This window comes from Arthrobacter sp. TJ-170 (assembly GCF_058269305.1).
In genome coordinates this window covers 20,828-36,473 of the sequence record NZ_JBZCNL010000009.1, presented here as the reverse complement: position 1 = coordinate 36,473, position 15,646 = coordinate 20,828, and the positions used below count along the sequence as shown (strand labels likewise).

The 15,646-nt window shown below is 64.1% G+C and carries 20 protein-coding genes; 15 read left to right on the top strand and 5 right to left on the bottom strand.

Annotation, left to right across the window (positions count from 1 at the left end):
- Positions 1 to 5: 5 nt before the first annotated feature.
- From AC4D1W_RS15175 to AC4D1W_RS15150, 6 genes are all read left to right on the top strand, one after another.
- Positions 6 to 1,031 (top strand): zinc-dependent alcohol dehydrogenase, encoded by a 1,026-nt coding sequence (locus tag AC4D1W_RS15175; RefSeq protein ID WP_490899275.1) that lies wholly within the window; start codon positions 6 to 8, stop codon positions 1,029 to 1,031.
- Positions 1,028 to 1,783, top strand: a complete 756-nt coding sequence (locus tag AC4D1W_RS15170) for an SDR family oxidoreductase (protein WP_490890315.1) — start codon at positions 1,028 to 1,030, stop codon at positions 1,781 to 1,783. The genes AC4D1W_RS15175 and AC4D1W_RS15170 overlap by 4 nt, the downstream gene beginning before the upstream one ends.
- Positions 1,780 to 2,409 carry a bifunctional 4-hydroxy-2-oxoglutarate aldolase/2-dehydro-3-deoxy-phosphogluconate aldolase gene (locus AC4D1W_RS15165; RefSeq protein ID WP_490899274.1) on the top strand — a complete coding sequence of 210 codons (630 nt, stop codon included), beginning with the start codon at positions 1,780 to 1,782 and terminating at the stop codon, positions 2,407 to 2,409. Before AC4D1W_RS15170 ends, AC4D1W_RS15165 begins: the two co-directional genes overlap by 4 nt.
- Positions 2,406 to 3,347, top strand: a complete 942-nt coding sequence (locus AC4D1W_RS15160) for a sugar kinase (protein ID WP_490890319.1) — start codon at positions 2,406 to 2,408, stop codon at positions 3,345 to 3,347. The genes AC4D1W_RS15165 and AC4D1W_RS15160 overlap by 4 nt, the downstream gene beginning before the upstream one ends.
- Positions 3,348 to 3,471: 124 nt before the next feature.
- Complete coding sequence (locus tag AC4D1W_RS15155) at positions 3,472 to 4,197, top strand: hypothetical protein (RefSeq protein WP_490899273.1); 726 nt, start codon at positions 3,472 to 3,474, stop codon at positions 4,195 to 4,197.
- A 76-nt stretch (positions 4,198 to 4,273) separates the two neighbouring features.
- Positions 4,274 to 4,603, top strand: coding sequence for a hypothetical protein (locus AC4D1W_RS15150; RefSeq protein WP_490890323.1), 330 nt, complete (start codon positions 4,274 to 4,276; stop codon positions 4,601 to 4,603).
- Positions 4,604 to 4,696: 93 nt separating this feature from the next.
- Here AC4D1W_RS15150 and AC4D1W_RS15145 read toward each other — a convergent pair whose 3' ends face one another.
- Positions 4,697 to 4,882 carry a PspC domain-containing protein gene (locus AC4D1W_RS15145; protein WP_490899272.1) on the bottom strand — a complete coding sequence of 62 codons (186 nt, stop codon included), beginning with the start codon at positions 4,880 to 4,882 and terminating at the stop codon, positions 4,697 to 4,699.
- A 166-nt stretch (positions 4,883 to 5,048) separates the two neighbouring features.
- Here AC4D1W_RS15145 and AC4D1W_RS15140 point away from each other — a divergent pair, with 166 nt between their 5' ends.
- Complete coding sequence (locus AC4D1W_RS15140; RefSeq protein ID WP_490899271.1) at positions 5,049 to 5,480, top strand: helix-turn-helix transcriptional regulator; 432 nt, start codon at positions 5,049 to 5,051, stop codon at positions 5,478 to 5,480.
- A gap of 20 nt (positions 5,481 to 5,500) precedes the next feature.
- Positions 5,501 to 5,911 carry a VOC family protein gene (locus AC4D1W_RS15135; RefSeq protein WP_490899270.1) on the top strand — a complete coding sequence of 137 codons (411 nt, stop codon included), beginning with the start codon at positions 5,501 to 5,503 and terminating at the stop codon, positions 5,909 to 5,911.
- A gap of 26 nt (positions 5,912 to 5,937) precedes the next feature.
- Here the strand turns inward: AC4D1W_RS15135 and AC4D1W_RS15130 are convergent, their stop codons facing one another.
- Positions 5,938 to 6,621 (bottom strand): DNA alkylation repair protein, encoded by a 684-nt coding sequence (locus AC4D1W_RS15130; protein ID WP_490899269.1) that lies wholly within the window; start codon positions 6,619 to 6,621, stop codon positions 5,938 to 5,940.
- Between the two features lie 327 nt (positions 6,622 to 6,948).
- On the opposite strand from AC4D1W_RS15130, the gene AC4D1W_RS15125 reads away from it, so the two are divergent.
- On the top strand, positions 6,949 to 8,259 hold the full coding sequence (locus AC4D1W_RS15125; protein WP_490899311.1) for an MFS transporter: 1,311 nt from the start codon (positions 6,949 to 6,951) through the stop codon (positions 8,257 to 8,259).
- Between the two features lie 206 nt (positions 8,260 to 8,465).
- Positions 8,466 to 9,122, top strand: coding sequence for a hypothetical protein (locus AC4D1W_RS15120; protein ID WP_490890332.1), 657 nt, complete (start codon positions 8,466 to 8,468; stop codon positions 9,120 to 9,122).
- 87 nt (positions 9,123 to 9,209) lie between these two features.
- Here AC4D1W_RS15120 and AC4D1W_RS15115 read toward each other — a convergent pair whose 3' ends face one another.
- The gene (locus AC4D1W_RS15115) at positions 9,210 to 10,148 is read right to left on the bottom strand and encodes a DUF368 domain-containing protein (RefSeq protein ID WP_490899268.1); all 939 of its coding nucleotides are present in this window, start codon (positions 10,146 to 10,148) and stop codon (positions 9,210 to 9,212) included.
- 549 nt (positions 10,149 to 10,697) lie between these two features.
- Between AC4D1W_RS15115 and AC4D1W_RS15110 the strand changes: the two genes are divergently transcribed.
- From AC4D1W_RS15110 to AC4D1W_RS15100, 3 genes are all read left to right on the top strand, one after another.
- Positions 10,698 to 10,877: a hypothetical protein gene (locus AC4D1W_RS15110; protein ID WP_490899267.1), complete on the top strand. Its 180-nt coding sequence runs from the start codon at positions 10,698 to 10,700 to the stop codon at positions 10,875 to 10,877.
- A 190-nt stretch (positions 10,878 to 11,067) separates the two neighbouring features.
- Positions 11,068 to 11,844 carry a hypothetical protein gene (locus AC4D1W_RS15105; RefSeq protein ID WP_490890344.1) on the top strand — a complete coding sequence of 259 codons (777 nt, stop codon included), beginning with the start codon at positions 11,068 to 11,070 and terminating at the stop codon, positions 11,842 to 11,844.
- 28 nt (positions 11,845 to 11,872) lie between these two features.
- On the top strand, positions 11,873 to 12,523 hold the full coding sequence (locus AC4D1W_RS15100; RefSeq protein WP_490899266.1) for a class F sortase: 651 nt from the start codon (positions 11,873 to 11,875) through the stop codon (positions 12,521 to 12,523).
- 9 nt (positions 12,524 to 12,532) lie between these two features.
- Here AC4D1W_RS15100 and AC4D1W_RS15095 read toward each other — a convergent pair whose 3' ends face one another.
- Both AC4D1W_RS15095 and AC4D1W_RS15090 read right to left on the bottom strand, forming a co-directional pair.
- Positions 12,533 to 12,931: a RidA family protein gene (locus AC4D1W_RS15095; RefSeq protein WP_490899265.1), complete on the bottom strand. Its 399-nt coding sequence runs from the start codon at positions 12,929 to 12,931 to the stop codon at positions 12,533 to 12,535.
- Positions 12,932 to 12,970: 39 nt separating this feature from the next.
- Complete coding sequence (locus AC4D1W_RS15090) at positions 12,971 to 13,444, bottom strand: anthrone oxygenase family protein (RefSeq protein WP_490899264.1); 474 nt, start codon at positions 13,442 to 13,444, stop codon at positions 12,971 to 12,973.
- A gap of 81 nt (positions 13,445 to 13,525) precedes the next feature.
- On the opposite strand from AC4D1W_RS15090, the gene AC4D1W_RS15085 reads away from it, so the two are divergent.
- Positions 13,526 to 14,470: an AraC family transcriptional regulator gene (locus tag AC4D1W_RS15085; RefSeq protein WP_490899263.1), complete on the top strand. Its 945-nt coding sequence runs from the start codon at positions 13,526 to 13,528 to the stop codon at positions 14,468 to 14,470.
- Positions 14,471 to 14,555: 85 nt separating this feature from the next.
- Positions 14,556 to 15,629, top strand: coding sequence for an Ldh family oxidoreductase (locus AC4D1W_RS15080; protein WP_490899262.1), 1,074 nt, complete (start codon positions 14,556 to 14,558; stop codon positions 15,627 to 15,629).
- Positions 15,630 to 15,646: the final 17 nt, after the last annotated feature.

Below are 15,646 nucleotides of genomic sequence, written 5' to 3'. Positions count from 1 at the left end.
TGGCATTGCGAGCAGCGAGATACACCGGCGACCGGCAGATAGAGGTCGTCGACGCCGAAGCCCAAACGCCAGCCGCCGGAGAGGTCACGATCCGTGTGGCATACAACGGCATCTGCGGCACCGACCTACACATAGTGCAGGGCCACATGGATTCACGGGTGGCCATGCCGGCGGTGATCGGCCATGAGATGAGCGGCGTTATCAGCGAAGTCGGGCCGGGGGTGGAGTCGCTGTCGCCAGGTCAACCGGTCACGGTGATGCCGCTGCGCTGGTGTGGGGAGTGCGCTTCCTGCATTGCCGGCCACAAGCACATCTGTCAGCGCCTCGACTTCGTCGGTATCGACTCGCCCGGCGCACTGCAGGAGCAGTGGACGGTGCCTGTCTCCCTTGTGGTCCCGCTCCCCGATGGCGTCTCTCTTGAGCACGCAGCACTCGTCGAACCTCTCGCCGTCGCGGTACATGATGTGCGGCGCTCGCGGCTCGCGTCAGACGAGACCGCCGTCGTCATCGGTGGCGGTCCCATCGGCCAGCTCATCGCCGTCGTGGCCCGCGCCGCCGGCGCGGAAGTCATCCTCGCCGAGCCCGACGCCGACCGCCGCGCCTTCGCTGCCCAGCAGGGCGCCACCGTCGTCGATCCCATCGCGGGCGACCTCGCCGCCGTGGTCGAAGAGCAGACCAACGGTGCCGGCGCCGACGTCGTCTTCGAAGTTGCGGGGACCCGCGGCACCGCCCTGGATGCCACCCACCACGCACGCACCCGGGGCCGCGTGGTGTTCGTTGCGATTCACCCCGAACCGGTGCCCGTGGATCTCCACCGCATCTTCTGGCGGGAGCTTGAGGTGCTCGGTGCGCGGGTCTACGAGCGCGAGGACTTTGAACGCGCCGTCGAACTGCTTGCCTCCGGCGCGGTGCCGGCGGATGCGCTCATCACCCGCATCGTGCCGCTCGATGACACCTCGGAAGCGTTCGAGGCACTGCTCTCAGCGTCCGCAATGAAGATTCTCGTCGACGTACAGGGAGTTCGCGCATGACCATCTCATTTGACCTGACCGGCACCACGGCCGTCGTCACCGGCGCCCGGCGCGGCATCGGCTTTGCGATGGCGGAGGGGCTTGCAATGGCCGGCGCCGACATCATCGCAGCATCCGCCAGCCAGGAGGCCGACGGCGGCGCGATCGGCACGCGCGTTCGCGAACTGGGACGGAGCTTCGAAGGTTACGCCGTCGACTTCCGCGACCGCGACGCCGTCACAACCTTCGGCGCTTCGGTGCGGGACCGTGCCGCCATCCTGGTCAACAATGCCGGGACCATCCGCCGTTCCCCCGCAGCTGAGCATCCACTCGAGTGGTGGGACGAGGTGCTCGACGTCAACCTGCGCAATCAGTTCGTGCTCACGCAGACCGTCGCAGCCGGCATGCTCGAGCGTGGCTACGGGCGCATCGTCTTCACCGCGAGCCTCTTGAGCTTCCAGGGCGGCATCAATGTGCCCGGGTACACCGCTGCGAAGTCGGGCATCGCCGGTCTGGTGAAAGCTCTCAGCAATGAGTGGGCCGCGAGCGGTGTCACCGTGAACGCGATCGCGCCGGGCTACATCGCCACCGACAACACCGTGGCGCTGCGCGCCGACGAGGAACGCTCACAGGCGATCCTCGAGCGCATCCCAGCCGGCCGTTGGGGTGACGCCGAGGACCTCCAGGGCGCGACAGTGTTCCTCGCGAGTCCGGCAGCTGCCTACGTCACCGGAGTAACGCTCCCGGTCGACGGCGGGTGGATGGCGCGATGAAGGTCGAACTCAGCGGCGTCGTCCCGCTTGCGACAGTTGATAGCGCCGAGGAAGCAGACCTTCTCGCGGACGGGCTTGTTGCCGGCGGCCTGCCGGTGCTCGAAGTCGCGTTACGCAACGACTACGGAATGTCGGCGATCGAGCGCATTGCCGCCCGAGGCGACGTTCTTGTCGGCGCAGGCACGGTGCTCGACCCCGAACAGTTGCGCCGTGCGCTCGACCTGGGTGCCGCATTCATCGTCGCGCCAGGTCTTGACGAGGAAATCGTCGAGGGTGCGCTCGACGCCGGTGTCCCGGTGCTTCCCGGCGTGATGACGCCAAGCGAAATTCAGCGCGGCCTCCGTCTCGGCCTCGAGCGGATGAAACTCTTCCCCGCCGGCGTCGCGGGCGGTCTCGCGCTCATCGGCGCGCTCGCCCCGGTGTTCCCTCGCGTGCGCTTCATGCCCAGTGGCGGCGTCAGTGCCACCAACCTCCGCGAGTACCTGGAGCATCCGGCCGTCTTTGCGGCGAGTGGTTCCTGGATCGCCTCACCGGCGCGGATTGCTGCCGGCGCTGATGCTGTAGCCGAAGCTGCCCGGGAAGCCGTTGCAGTTCACACCGAGACGAGCCGAGGAGCTGAACAGTGAGCGTCGTGACGATCGGTGAGTCTCTCGGCCTGCTCGTCGCCACCCGCATCGGTCGACTTGAGCTCGTACCTTCAATGGACCTGAGCTTCGGTGGCGCCGAGAGCAACGTCGCGATCGGCCTCGCTCGCCTCGGCGTGCCCGCCACGTGGATGGGCCGTCTTGGTAATGACGCTCTGGGCCGCCTGATAGAACGACAGTTGCGGGCCGAGGGCGTGAACGCCGCAGCAACCCGCGACCCGAATGCTCCGACTGCCCTCATGCTCAAGGAGCGCCCGACGGCGGGCTCCAGCGCCATCTCCTACTACCGGACAGCCAGCGCGGGCTCCTTTCTCTCACCCGAGCAGTTGGACATGACCCTCATCCGCGAAGCGCGGATCCTGCACATTACGGGTATCACGGCGTCGCTCGGTGCCGGACCACGGGCAGCGCTGGACGCCGCGATCAATGCGGCGGTGGAGGGCGGCACGCTTGTCTCCTTCGATGTGAACCACCGCTCGCGGCTGTGGAGTAGCGAAACAGCCGCTGCCGCATATCGCGAGATCGCTGCCCGCGCCGATATCGTGTTCGCCGGCGACGACGAGGCGGAGTTGCTTACCGGCGAAAGCGAGCCGGCTACGCAGGTTGAGGCGATCACCAGGCTGGGTCCGACGCAGGCGATCGTGAAGCTCGGCGCCGACGGTGCCCTTGCGCTCGCCGACGGTCGCACCGCCCAGCAGCCAGCATTTCCGGTGCAGGCCGTCGATACGGTCGGTGCCGGCGATGCCTTTGTCGCCGGTTACCTTGCCGAGCTCGTCGGCGGTGCCTCATTGGGCGAGCGTCTACGCACAGCCGCCGCGTGCGGTGCAATTGCGTGCACGGCGCCGGGCGACTGGGAGTCCGCCCCTGACCGGAGCGCGATCGCGCGCCTGCTCGGAGAAGGCGACCCCGTGCAACGCTAACTCTCTACCGCGGAGTACAAAGCAGGCTCTTGACTTATACCGCCAGCGGGATCAGCATGTGCACAAGCCCGGACATTGGTGTCCGGCGCAGACTGCTTCAGCACCCGTAAGGGGATGATTCAGAATGTCCAGCCCTCAGCCGCGGGAGCCCAATGGCGTGCCGGTAGTACGGGTTCCGCTTCGGGTCTCGGCCGGTTGCATGGCGATCAGCGGCTTATTGGTGGCGGCCACCACGCCGCTGCATCCCAATATCCTCACCAACTCCGTGAGTGAGTCCGTTGAGGGCACCCCTCTGTGGACCGCCATTCACCTCGCTCTTCTGATCGCGATAGCGCTGGCATTCGTGGGGGCCTGCGGCATAGTGGCCGCACACCACAACCAGCTCGGCCGCTGGGGTCAAGCCGCTTTGGCCGCGAGCCTGGCGGGCAGCGTTGGCGGGTCCGCGGTCATGGGGCTGGAAGCGATCGCGTTTCCCATCCTCGCAACCGATGCTCCGGAACTCCTTGCCCTGGACGGCCCATTGCTCACCACTCCGACGATGATCGGTGTGGCGATACTCCTCCTTGGATGGCCGATCGGCTTGACCATCCTGGGCGTAGCGGCTGCACGTGCTCGCGTCTTCCCCCGCGGCGCCGGTATCCTCCTGGCCTTGGGCGGCCCGGCCTTCTTCGCCCTTGAGGGGCCGTTCCTGCCTGTCCTCGGGGTGTTGTCCGCACTACTCCTCGGTGGTGCTCAGCTCTGGTGGGGCTGGCTCCTCTGGCGTTCAAAAGAGACGCGTGTATTGCACCGGTCCCCTCCGACTGAATTACCTGTGCCTATGAACCCGGGTACCGGCCCGGGCGGTGGTTAAGAGCACGCTGCCCGCCGTAATCGAATTGTTCCCATCACCGTGTAACTGAGTGCGAACCGTGGCAAACATACCGGGCATGACGGCACAAATGATCGAACAGCTCCAGACCATTCCCTCCCTTACGGGCAAGCTATGGGAGGTGAAGGTGGGCATTGCTGCTGGGCAGTTCCTCTCCACACCCCGGAAGGCTGCAGAGCGTATCGCGGCCATCGCCGAACGCCGCCTGGCGCAGGGCCGACCAATCATATTCAATGTGTACCGCCTCAACGCGAACGACGAGGTGGAATGGGATGCCAGCACCGACGTCGGCCGCGTTTTCGCGGACACGGGATGGCCGGCCTCGAACTGCGCGATACAGCGGGCGCAGGTCATCGACATCCTGGAAGCAATTCTCGTCGAAGACTGACCGCGACCGCACCCCGGGCACCAGAGGCCGCGAGATAGCCCGCCTGGGCGTTCGGTGGGAGACCGCTAATCAGGTCTGCCGCACGCTACCGGATCAGTAGTTTTCTTTGGGAAGCACGATCCACAGAATGATGTAGACCAACTCTCCAATTCCTACCAATCCGAAGATCACGAATCCGAGCCGGACGAGCCACTTGGGCAGCCCAAACGCGGTCGCAAGAGCCGCGCAGACTCCTGCTATTACTTTGCCGCTACGGGGACGAACGAGTGTGCCAGCCATGCGGCGACTCTACGCCTCCGGTGGAACAGAGGGAACCCCGGGCGCCCGCACGCCGCCCTGGTTCACTGCTTTCTTGACCTGGGCCGCGATCATTTTCTCGGCTTGCGATCTTCTTGAGTGATGCTTCTCCATTCCTGATCAATGGCCACAGTGGAAAGATGAAACCATGGGGATTGGAAGCGCTGAGGCGCAACGTTTGCGTGATATCGCCGTCATGCGACGCGTCCGCGACCGCATCGACCGCGAGTATGCCCAACCGCTCAACCTCGAAGCGTTGGCTCGCGGTGCCCATATGTCGGCCGGTCACCTGAGCCGTGAGTTCAAGCGCATCTACGGGGAGTCGCCCTACTCGTATCTGATGACCCGGCGAATCGAACGAGCGATGACCCTCCTGCGCCGTGGAGACCTCACCGTCACCGAGGTGTGCTTCGCGGTTGGTTCATCCTCGCTGGGCACCTTCAGCACCCGGTTCACCGAGTTGGTCGGCGTCCCGCCGAGCGTCTACCGCCGTGAGCACGAACACATCGAGGGAATCCCGCCCTGCCTGGCCAGGCAGGCAACCAGACCGGTCAGGAATCAAGAAGCGAGCCGCGGGTAGCCGAGTCTAGGGTGATGCGCATGAACATCACCATTCACTACACCTTCCTCCCGCACACCGACGCTGACGCAGCACTGAGCTTCTACCGCGACATTCTCGAATTCCAAGTCCGCAACGACGTCGGCTACGAGGACATGCGCTGGATCACCGTCGGGCCGGCCGGACAACCGGGTACTTCGATAGTGCTGCACCCACCCGCTGTAGATCCCGGTATCACTGACGATGAACGACGCACGATTCTTGAGCTCATCGCCAAAGGATCCTACTCCGCCATCACCCTTGCCACAGACGACCTCGACGGACTGTTCGACCGGCTCCAGGCTGCAGGCGTCGACGTCGTGCAGGAGCCAACCGATCAGGACTACGGAGTCCGCGACTGTGCCTTCCGGGACCCGGCCGGGAACCTCATTCGCATCAACCAACTCGACTGAGCTTCGGCGGCAGGGCTCCTACTTAGTTATTTTGCGCCCTGCCGCCGCACCATCTCCCCGATCCAGATGGGCGCGTACGGTGACGTGCAACCGGGCGGTGTCGGATAGTCCTTGAGCACTTCCAGCCGCTCACCGATCTCGAGCGCACGGTCACGGTACTCGGCTTGCCCGATACCGATCTGCGCCAGGCACGTGTTCATAGCCCACTGCAACCGCTCGGGGGCATCCTTCATCTGCGCCTCAATGAGGTCGAGCAAGCCGGGCAGGTCGAGTCCCTCGGGCTTCTTCACTACCCGCTCAGAGGTAAGCGCCCAACCCGCACTCGCCACCACTGCATCCGCATCGTTGAACCATGCCAACCGCAGATCCTCAGCATGTGGTGACTTCCTCACCACGTAGTTCACGAGCCAGTCCTGCACCTTGGGCGTGCGTGCCTGTCGAAGCATCGCGTCCAGTTCATCGCGTCCGAAATCCTTCGGCCGGCAGATCAGCAGCGCCAGTAGTCGCGCTGCAGAGTCACCAGTCGCCCAGAGCTTACGCGCGAGGTCCTGCTGGGTCTTCAGCCGCTTCGCCAGCGCCCGCAGCTTGGTGAGATTGACCCCATGGTTATCGCCGTGCTTCTCATTCACCTCACGGATCCTGGGGTCTTCGAGGGCAGTCAACTCGGCCAGCACCTCGTCCACCGTCGTCTCACTCGCTGTCGTGATCATGCCAGCCTCCAGTCGTCGGTCCAACCAGCTTAAGAGGCACTGCCGACCGAAGGAGCTTCCCTGGCCGCCTGAATTACGACACCGCATTTACCGGTGGTGAGGGTTCGGAAGCTACTGGCCCCGTCGGGGCTTCTGAGTAAACTGATGCGCATGACCGGACAGGATCCGGCTCCGCTCGAGGCCGGTGCGGTTCCCCACGGTGCGGACCTCTCCGCGGACGCGACAATTCCCTCTATCCGCGCCGGTAGCGGTGGCACCGCGCGGCCGCCGGACGACGACGTCATTGACACATCGCTCCGCAGCCCGGCGGAAAGGTTCCGCACTTTCATGGGGATCCTCGTGAACACCGGCGTCGCGAACATCACCACCAGCTACCTCTGGTTCGCCCTCACGTTCTGGGCCTATCTGGAGACGCGAAACGTGATTGCCACCGGGGTGATCGGCGGCGCATACATGCTGTTGATCGCCCTGTCGAGCATCAGTTTCGGCACGTTCGTGGACCGCTACCGGAAGCTCGCAGTGATGCGTTTTGCCGGCGCATTCACCCTGGTGATGTTCCTGCTCGCCGGGATCATGTTCCTGCTCACCCCCGGAACCAGTCTGTTGGACCTGAGGCAACCCTGGTTCTGGGTCTTTACGCTGATCATCCTGATCGGGGCGGTCGTGGAGAACATGCGGAACATCGCCCTTTCCACCACGGTCTCCATCCTCATCGAGCCGGACCGGCGGGCCAACGCCAACGGGATGGTTGGGCTGGTGCAGGGGCTGATGTTCATTATCACCTCGGTGCTTTCCGGGCTGTCGGTGGGGTTGCTCGGCATGGGTTGGACGATCGTTGTCGCCCTCGTCCTGACGGCGCTTGCGTTCGCGCATCTGCTCACGCTGCGCATGCCCGAAGAGATACGTGCCGCCGCCACAGACGCACACGGGAGCTTCGACCTACGCGGCTCCTGGGCGGCCGTCATGGCTATTTCGGGCCTCTTCGCGCTGATCCTGTTCTCCACATTCAACAACTTCGTGGGCGGCGTCTACATGGCGCTGATGGACCCGTACGGGCTGGAGTTGTTCCCCGTGGAGCTTTGGGGAACCTTCTTCGCGCTCGGCGCCACCGGGTTCATTGTGGGCGGCGCCCTGATCGCCAAGTTTGGCCTCGGATCCAATCCGCTGCGGACCATGCTCGTCGCTGTGGTGGTGATGGGAGTTATCGGCGCGGTCTTCACGATCCGAGAGTGGGCATGGCTCTACATCGCCGGCATCTGGCTGTACCTGGTTCTGATTCCATTTATCGAGGCCGCCGAGCAAACGGTCATCCAGCGGGTCGTGCCCCTGCACCGTCAGGGGCGGGTGTTCGGGCTTGCAATGGCTCTCGAGTCCGCGGCCGCACCCATCACCGCGTTCCTCATCGCGCCCATCGCCCAGATCTGGATCATCCCGTACGCCCGCTCAGCAGAAGGCGCAACCCAATTGGCCCCGCTACTCGGGGAGGGAACCTCCCGCGGCATAGCCCTCGTATTCCTGATCGCGGGGCTCACCATTATTGCTGCCGCATTGCTGGCCTTCGCGACTCCGGTCTACCGTCGGGTGTCAGCTTCATATGCACGGGCGGCGGCCGAAAGCCCGGGGACGCTTACGCCGTGACGAAGCCGCTGACACCGCAACCGTGCCGTATGGCCCGGGTGAGGAGATTCTGCGCTGCCGAACGGCCACTTCGGCAGGCTAACTAGTAATAAGCGTGCTTCCTATCTGGCTCTTTTGGAACTACCGTTAAGTACGACGTCGATATCCGAAGGCCGTCAACTAGCGAATTCCATCCACTAGCACTGAATAAGCCCCCAGGAGAGACCATGAGCACAAGCGCAGGATCCGCCCACAGCGGGCCGGACGACAATGACCCGGACCACACCCGGCGCCTCGACGACGACCGGGACGACACCCGGCGCAACGACATCGACAGAGACCAGCGCGATCACCTGCTGGAACGGGAAAAAGAACAGTTCGGCGGCGTCAAGATTGGTTCGGCCTTCTTCGGCTGGCTCACCGCCACCGGAACCGCAGTGCTGTTGACCGCACTGGCCGCAGCATTCGGCGCAATCATCGGCAACGCAACAAATGCGGATGCACCCGATCCGCAGACCGCCGGAATCATTGGGGCGATCATCCTGGCCATCATCTTGTTCCTCGCCTACTTCTGCGGCGGTTATGTCGCCGGCCGGATGGCGCGGTTCAACGGCGTGAAGCAGGGCATTGCCGTGTGGGTGTGGGCAATCGTCATCGCGATCATCGTCGGCATCCTCGGCGCAATCGCCGGTGACCAGTTCAACATCCTCGCGCAGGTCAACACCTTCCCGCAGATCCCTAACGCGGAAAATCTGACCACAACAGGAATCATCTCCGCGCTCATCGCCGCGATCGTAGCCCTCGCCGGTGCGGTCCTCGGCGGCCTGGCCGGAATGCGATTCCACCGCAAGGTCGACAACGCCAACCTCATCGACAACCGGTAAGAACAGAGTCCCAGCGCTCAACTCTCGGCCCACCTCCCCTATCGGGGAGGTGGGCCGATTGCCTGTCGCTGGCGATTGATCAGGAGGCTAGGAGAGCCGGATCGCCCGATGCTCACGCAACCAAAGGAGAGTTACCGTCGCGGCGCCTGCCACCGCTGCAGCCAAGGGCCAGGCCCAGCCCTCCGGGTCTGGGGCAAGGAGCGCCGTACCGTCCTGCCACGGCCAAATCGCCCGAAGGGAACCAAGGATCAAACCGGTAGCGACCACCAGCGTGGGGCGCCGGTGTTCGCGCAGCAGATAGGCGAGGGCCCGTACCAGAGTTGCGAGCCCTATCACCGTGCCGACTCCGAAGAGGGCGATGTACCCCAAGTCCCGGGTGCTCACTGCTTCAAGGGTTGGCTCATACATTCCCACGGTGAGCAGGACGAAAGAACCCGACAATCCGGGCAGCACGAGTGCGCAGATAGCCACCGCGCCACTGATGAGCAGTACCCACCATGTCGGTTCTTCCACCTGCACCGCGGGGATGCCGAGGAGGAGGAAAACCACAGCCGCCACAGCGAGCACAACGCAGGCGTTGCGGATCAAAGGACCTCGCCCGGGCGGCGTCAGCCTCTGAACCATGGTCGCCGGCACCAGCAGGCTCGCGAGCACCATGCCCAGGAAGAGCGCCCGTGAGATGACGGGTTGAGTCTCCACGAAGTGGTGGAGCGGCCCCGCCAACATGAACAGGGCCAGAACCATGCCGGCGAGGAGCGGAAGGACCAGCGACCACTCGACCTGTTTGAGGTTCGCGACGGCCAGCGTTCGGCCCTGCCTACCCACGAGAGAGGTTGCTGCCCGGACAGCATGGTTAGCGGAGACAATCAGGCGGTCGTAGATCCCGAGGACCAGCGCGAGGGTGCCCCCGGAGACACCGGGCACCAGTTCCACGAGGCCCATCAGCACCCCCTGAAGGATGGCAGGAAGTGACCGACCCCATCCCCTCGAAGGTGCAGGTGCGCTGGATGCGGGTACGTGACTCATCCCTTTTACCGTACGTGAGGTCATGGAACACACCCATACGGAAGCGCCGGCAGTGTGCCCTGTTGTGACGAATCCCGCAACTCACGTACAGCGAAATTTTCCCTCTGAAACGTATGTTCGGGAGGCCCCTTGAGGACTACATTGAGTGCTACCACATCCCCCTGGAAGGACCCAAATGAATACCACCGCCCAGCTCCGTAGCGGGGTGGCAACCGGCCCCTCCGTGGACCCCTGATGTGAGCGGGGCTGGCCTCGCCCGCATCAGTCCTGACAAGATTTCTCGCATGACTTCTTCCCGTCCCTTTGCTCAGGTCGATGTGTTCTCTCCGACTCCCTACCTTGGCAACCCAGTCGCCGTCGTACTGGATGGTGAAGGACTGGACGATGTAGCGATGTAGCGATGCAGCGCGTCGCGCGGTGGACCAACCTGTCCACGGCGCGACGACATCATCGTGCAGGAGTGCACCGCGGGCCTGATCAACGTCCGGCGGGGGAACGGGATCCTGTTTTTTGCCGCTCGGCATCGTGGAGGACCCGGTCTGCGGAAGCATGAACGCCTCCGTGGGTCAGTGGCTGACCGGAGCCGGCGAGGTTCCGTCCACGTACCGGGTTTCCCAGGGGACCCGGCTGGGCAGGGCCGGAGACATCACGATCACCGCCGATGACGACGGCACCGTCTGGGTGGGCGGCGCCACGACCACCTGCTTCCAGGGCACTGCGGAGATCTGATTCATCGCCCCATCCGTATGTAACAGCACCATAACGATCAGCTAGCTTTCTATCGGTGGGGTGAGGTCCTGTGGCACTGTCGGGTCACAGGGGAAACCCTACTCGCACGCACACCGCGCATCCCACAGCTCCAACCAGACCGTATGTGCCGGCGAGACCATCCGCAGGATTCTATGAGGAGGCAACTCTGATGAAGAAAGCACTACTGATCGCTCCCGCCGTCGCACTCGGACTTACCACTATGGCCGGTGCTCCAGCCATGGCCGACCACGCCGCCGGCTCCTATTCCACGACGCTGAACCAGCTCAACAATAGCGGTGCAACAGGTTCAGCCTGGATCGAGGTCAACGGCGCCCAGGCGACCGTCACGGTCAAGGCATCCGGCCTCGCGGAAACTTTCATGGACGGACCTTTCCCCCATGTGCAGCACATTCACATCGGTGGTCAGGGCGTCTGCCCAACCATGGCTGATGACGCCGACGGCGACGGCATCATCAACACCCCTGAAGGTGTGCCCGCATACGGCAATGTCGGCACCACCCTCTCCCTCGAGGGCAGCACCGGACCTGACGCCGCCACGGCCATTTCGGCTGCTCCCTCAGGCAGCAGCTACACCTACGAGCGCACATTCGAACTGAACCAGGAAACCCAGGACGCCCTGGCTAACGGAACCGGTGTCGTTGTTGTTCACGGCCTGGATCCCGCTACTCAGCCACCCGCAGCTACCGAAAAGATGAGCACACTGCCCGGAGCCGAATCACTGCCGCTTGCGGCAACTGCACCGGCTCTGTGCGGACCGCTGCAGATGCAGCCTGCAGGCGGAGCCGACACGGGCGTTGAAGTTGTTGCTGCCGGCGAAAACGCTGGAGCCAACGACGCCGGCATGCTTGCCCTTGGTGGAGCGGGCCTGCTCGCTGCAGCCGGTGCAGCCTACGCTGTTCGTCGCCGCATGGTCGCTGACCACTAGGACCAGCAACTAACCCATGATCCAGGGTATGACGAGCCGCCGCTCCCGCTTCGCAGCGGGGGCGGCGGCTCTCATACTTTTGACGGTTGGCTGTGCCTCTCCGGTTACCGGCGACAACGAGATCGCGACGAACTCGCAAATAGCCGCGAGCCCCTCCGCCGAAGCTTCAAGTGCCCCGGCACCGGGCAGCACCGAGCAAGCCGACGAGGTGCGGGTAATGGAGGCATCACCACCGGTCAGTTTTGCCATACCGGCGCTCGAACGCACTGGCGGCATCATCGAAACCGGGCTGCGTGAAGACAACACACTCGAAGTTCCGCCCGACCACGAAGGCGCGCCTGCCAGCTGGTACACGGGTTCCCCGACACCCGGAGAGCTTGGACCATCGGTTTTACTGGGGCACGTGAACTCGACCGAGGATGAATCCGGTGTCTTCTACAACTTGGAAGCGTTGAAGAACGGCGATCAGATCGAAGTTGCCCGTGAAGACGGTTCCACGGCCGTTTTTGAGGTCTACAAAAGCGAGCTTTACCCCAAGGACGACTTTCCCACCAAAGCCGTCTACTTCCCCGTGGATGATGCGGAACTGCGCCTGATTACCTGCGACGGATTCACCGAATCAACCGGGGAGTTCGTGAACAACCTCGTCGTCTATGCAACTCTGGTCGCCACGAAATAGAACGAATCCTCAGACGACGACGGCGGTGGCTTCCAGTTCAATGGCCGCACCGTGGTTGAGCGCGCTCACCCCCACGACAGCTCGAGCAGGACGATGCGAACCGATCCACTCGCCATAGATTTCGTCGAACGCGGGCCAGTCGGACATGTCCGTGAGGTACACCCTCACCTGGACCAGACCGGAGCGGTGAAGTCCTGCAGATACCAGGCAGGCATCGAGGTTATGCAGAGTTTGCTCGACCTGCAGTGCGAAGGTCTTGGAGGTGACAGGTTTCCCCTCACTGTTCACCGGCAACTGTCCGGAAATATAGGCGGTGCCATGAGCGATGGCGACGTGACTGTACTTCCCCCGAGGAAGCATCAGCCCGTCTGCGTTGATCTGCTTGATGTTCGGTTCGTTCGGTTGCATGGGGTTCACCTTACGTAGTTATGGAGCGCGGTCCACGCGTCACCCCGTCAGGGAACCTGCGAGTGCTGCCGCACCGGCGAGCGCCAGGATGCCTCTCACGGTATTTGCGCGGCCCCAGGGACGCTCGAACGTTCGCCATACATCCGGGCCCACGCTTCTGACAGGCACACGGGCAAGCGCGTTGTTGAGCGGAACGTTGACGGCGATCGTCACACCGAAGCTCGCCAAGGACAGTGCCGTACCGGTCAGCCGCAGCATGGGCGACCCTGAGGTCCCGGCGGTCACCCCTGCGACCACGGAGGCGAGTGCGCCCCCGAAGAAGAGGGCCATGAACGGTGGACGGACCGCAAGCACGTTGATCCGCTGCATTGCGCCGATTGCTTCACTCCCCGCCCGGACGTTGAGGGCGGGCAAGACCATGGTGGAGAACGCCACGTAGACGCCGCCGGTGGCCCCGGCGCACACCGCCGCTGCAGTTGTAGCGGCGGTTTCAAGGAAGTCAGGAGCAGTCATGGCTCAAGCACACCGTGATTAGTTCAGACTTTACATAGTTATGCTGGGCGAATACATACGCAATCGTCTAGCGTAGGCGGCATGGATCCGCTCGTTCGCTTTCTCGACGGCCCGCATGCCCGTCAGGCCTTCGCGCTACGCGTGGCTATGACCCCTCCGTGGTCGCTGGACGTGAGGGACCATGCTCCGTTGACTGTGATGGCTGTGCTGTCGGGGCAAGTGTGGCTCGGGGTGGATGGCGAATCAATCTCACTTGGTGTGGGCGATATAGCACTGGTTCGTGGGCCGGAGCCCTACGTCGTTTCTGATGAGCCCGGGCGCGAGCCGAGCATCGTTATTCATCCCGGGCAGGAGTGCACCACCCTCGTCGGAGAGCCGGTGCACCTGACCATGAGCCACGGGGTCCGCACATGGGGGAACACCGTGTCCGGTGAGACCACCATGCTGATCGGTACCTACGAGAGCGACGCTGAAATCGGTTCCGCGGTGACGGCAGCCCTGCCGCGCACCGCCGTCATTCCCGCGGGCGCCGTCAATCCCGCACTGGTGCAACTCCTCGCGGAGGAGGTTGGAACGGATGCGCCCGGGCAGGGCAGCGTGATTGACCGGATGCTGGACGTGCTCCTCGTCCACTCCGTGCGTGCCTGGACCGATGCACACCCCGGACGCGCGACGGGCTGGCTGTCGGCGAGTGCCGACTCCGTCGTCGGAAAGGCCCTGGAACTGCTTCACGAACTGCCCGCCGAGCCGTGGACGTTGGAATCGCTTGCCCGCCGCCTCAATGTCTCGCGGGCCACCCTGGCCGCTCGCTTCCGCTCCGCCGTCGGCGAGCCGCCGATGACATACCTGACCAACTGGCGGATGCTTCTGGCCAGCGAACTCCTCGCGGATCCGCACCGCACCACGGCACGGATTGCGGGCGAGATCGGTTACGGCAGCGCGTTCTCGCTGAGCACGGCCTTCAAGCGCAGGTTTGGGGTAAGCCCAACCGAGTACCGCCGTCGTAAATATGCCGCGCCTGCGTAAGCGGGCATTCACTAGCCCGCCCGCCTAGTGTTGTCCGTGTATGAATTGGGAAGCAGATCAGCACTCACGATGACGAGGGGCAGCTATGAAGCAATACGCGGCAGACACCGTACGGGAACAGATCCTCGCGGTCCTGTCCGCCTGGGGCTTGGCTCCGGAAAGAGCTGAAACCACCGCCGGCGTGATGGTGGAGACGGATCTGATCGGGATCGACTCTCACGGGATCTCCATGCTGCCCATGTACCAGCAGCTCATCGACGACGGGAAACTCAACACCGGCGCCGACACGGTCATCGAGCGGGAGGGCACATCAACCGCGGTGATCGACGGCGGCCACAACCTGGGACACTCCGCGATGGTGACAGCGATGCAGCTTGCCACCTCGAAGGCCAGGGAAACCGGCGTAGGGGTGGTCACCGTCCATCGTTCCCACCACTTCGGCGCGGCAGGACATTACGCCAGAATCGCTGCCGAGACCGGCCAGCTAGGGCTGGTCACCTCAACCACACCCACCAAGTCCGTGGTCCCCACCCGCGGGTCGAGGCCTGTCCTCGGGACGAATCCGCTGGCGTTCGCAGCGCCGAGCGCCGACGCCGATGTTCCGTTCGTCCTGGACATGTCGACGAGCACCGTCGCAGTGAACAAGGTGAAGGTGTACGACTACCTCAACCAGCCCCTGCCCGCCGGGTGGGTACTCGATGGTCTTGGCCAACCCGTCACCGATTCACACGCTGCCTACAGCCAGCTCCGCAGTGAACAGCAGGGCGGATTGAGTCCACTGGGAGGAACCGAGGCGCTATCCAGCCACAAGGGCTACGGGCTCGCCGTCATGGTCCAGATTCTGGCAGGCGCACTCGCCGGTGCCACCTTCGCTCCGCTGAGGGAGCCGGCGGACCCGAGCGATATAGGACACTTCTGCCTGGCCATCGACCCCGGGTTCTTCGGAGAGCCCGAACAGTTCACGACGTCGGTCTCACAGATCCTGGACACGCTGCGTTCCGAACCTCCCGCGTCGCCGGATAGTCCGGTCCTCGTGGCCGGCGACATGGAGCGGACTGTGCGGGCGGAACGGCTGAACACCGGCATCCCGCTCAACGACGCCCTGGTCGGTCACATCCGCGATATCTGTGCCCGGAACGAGGCCCCGTTCCACCTCTGATCCGGGTCCAGGCGTGC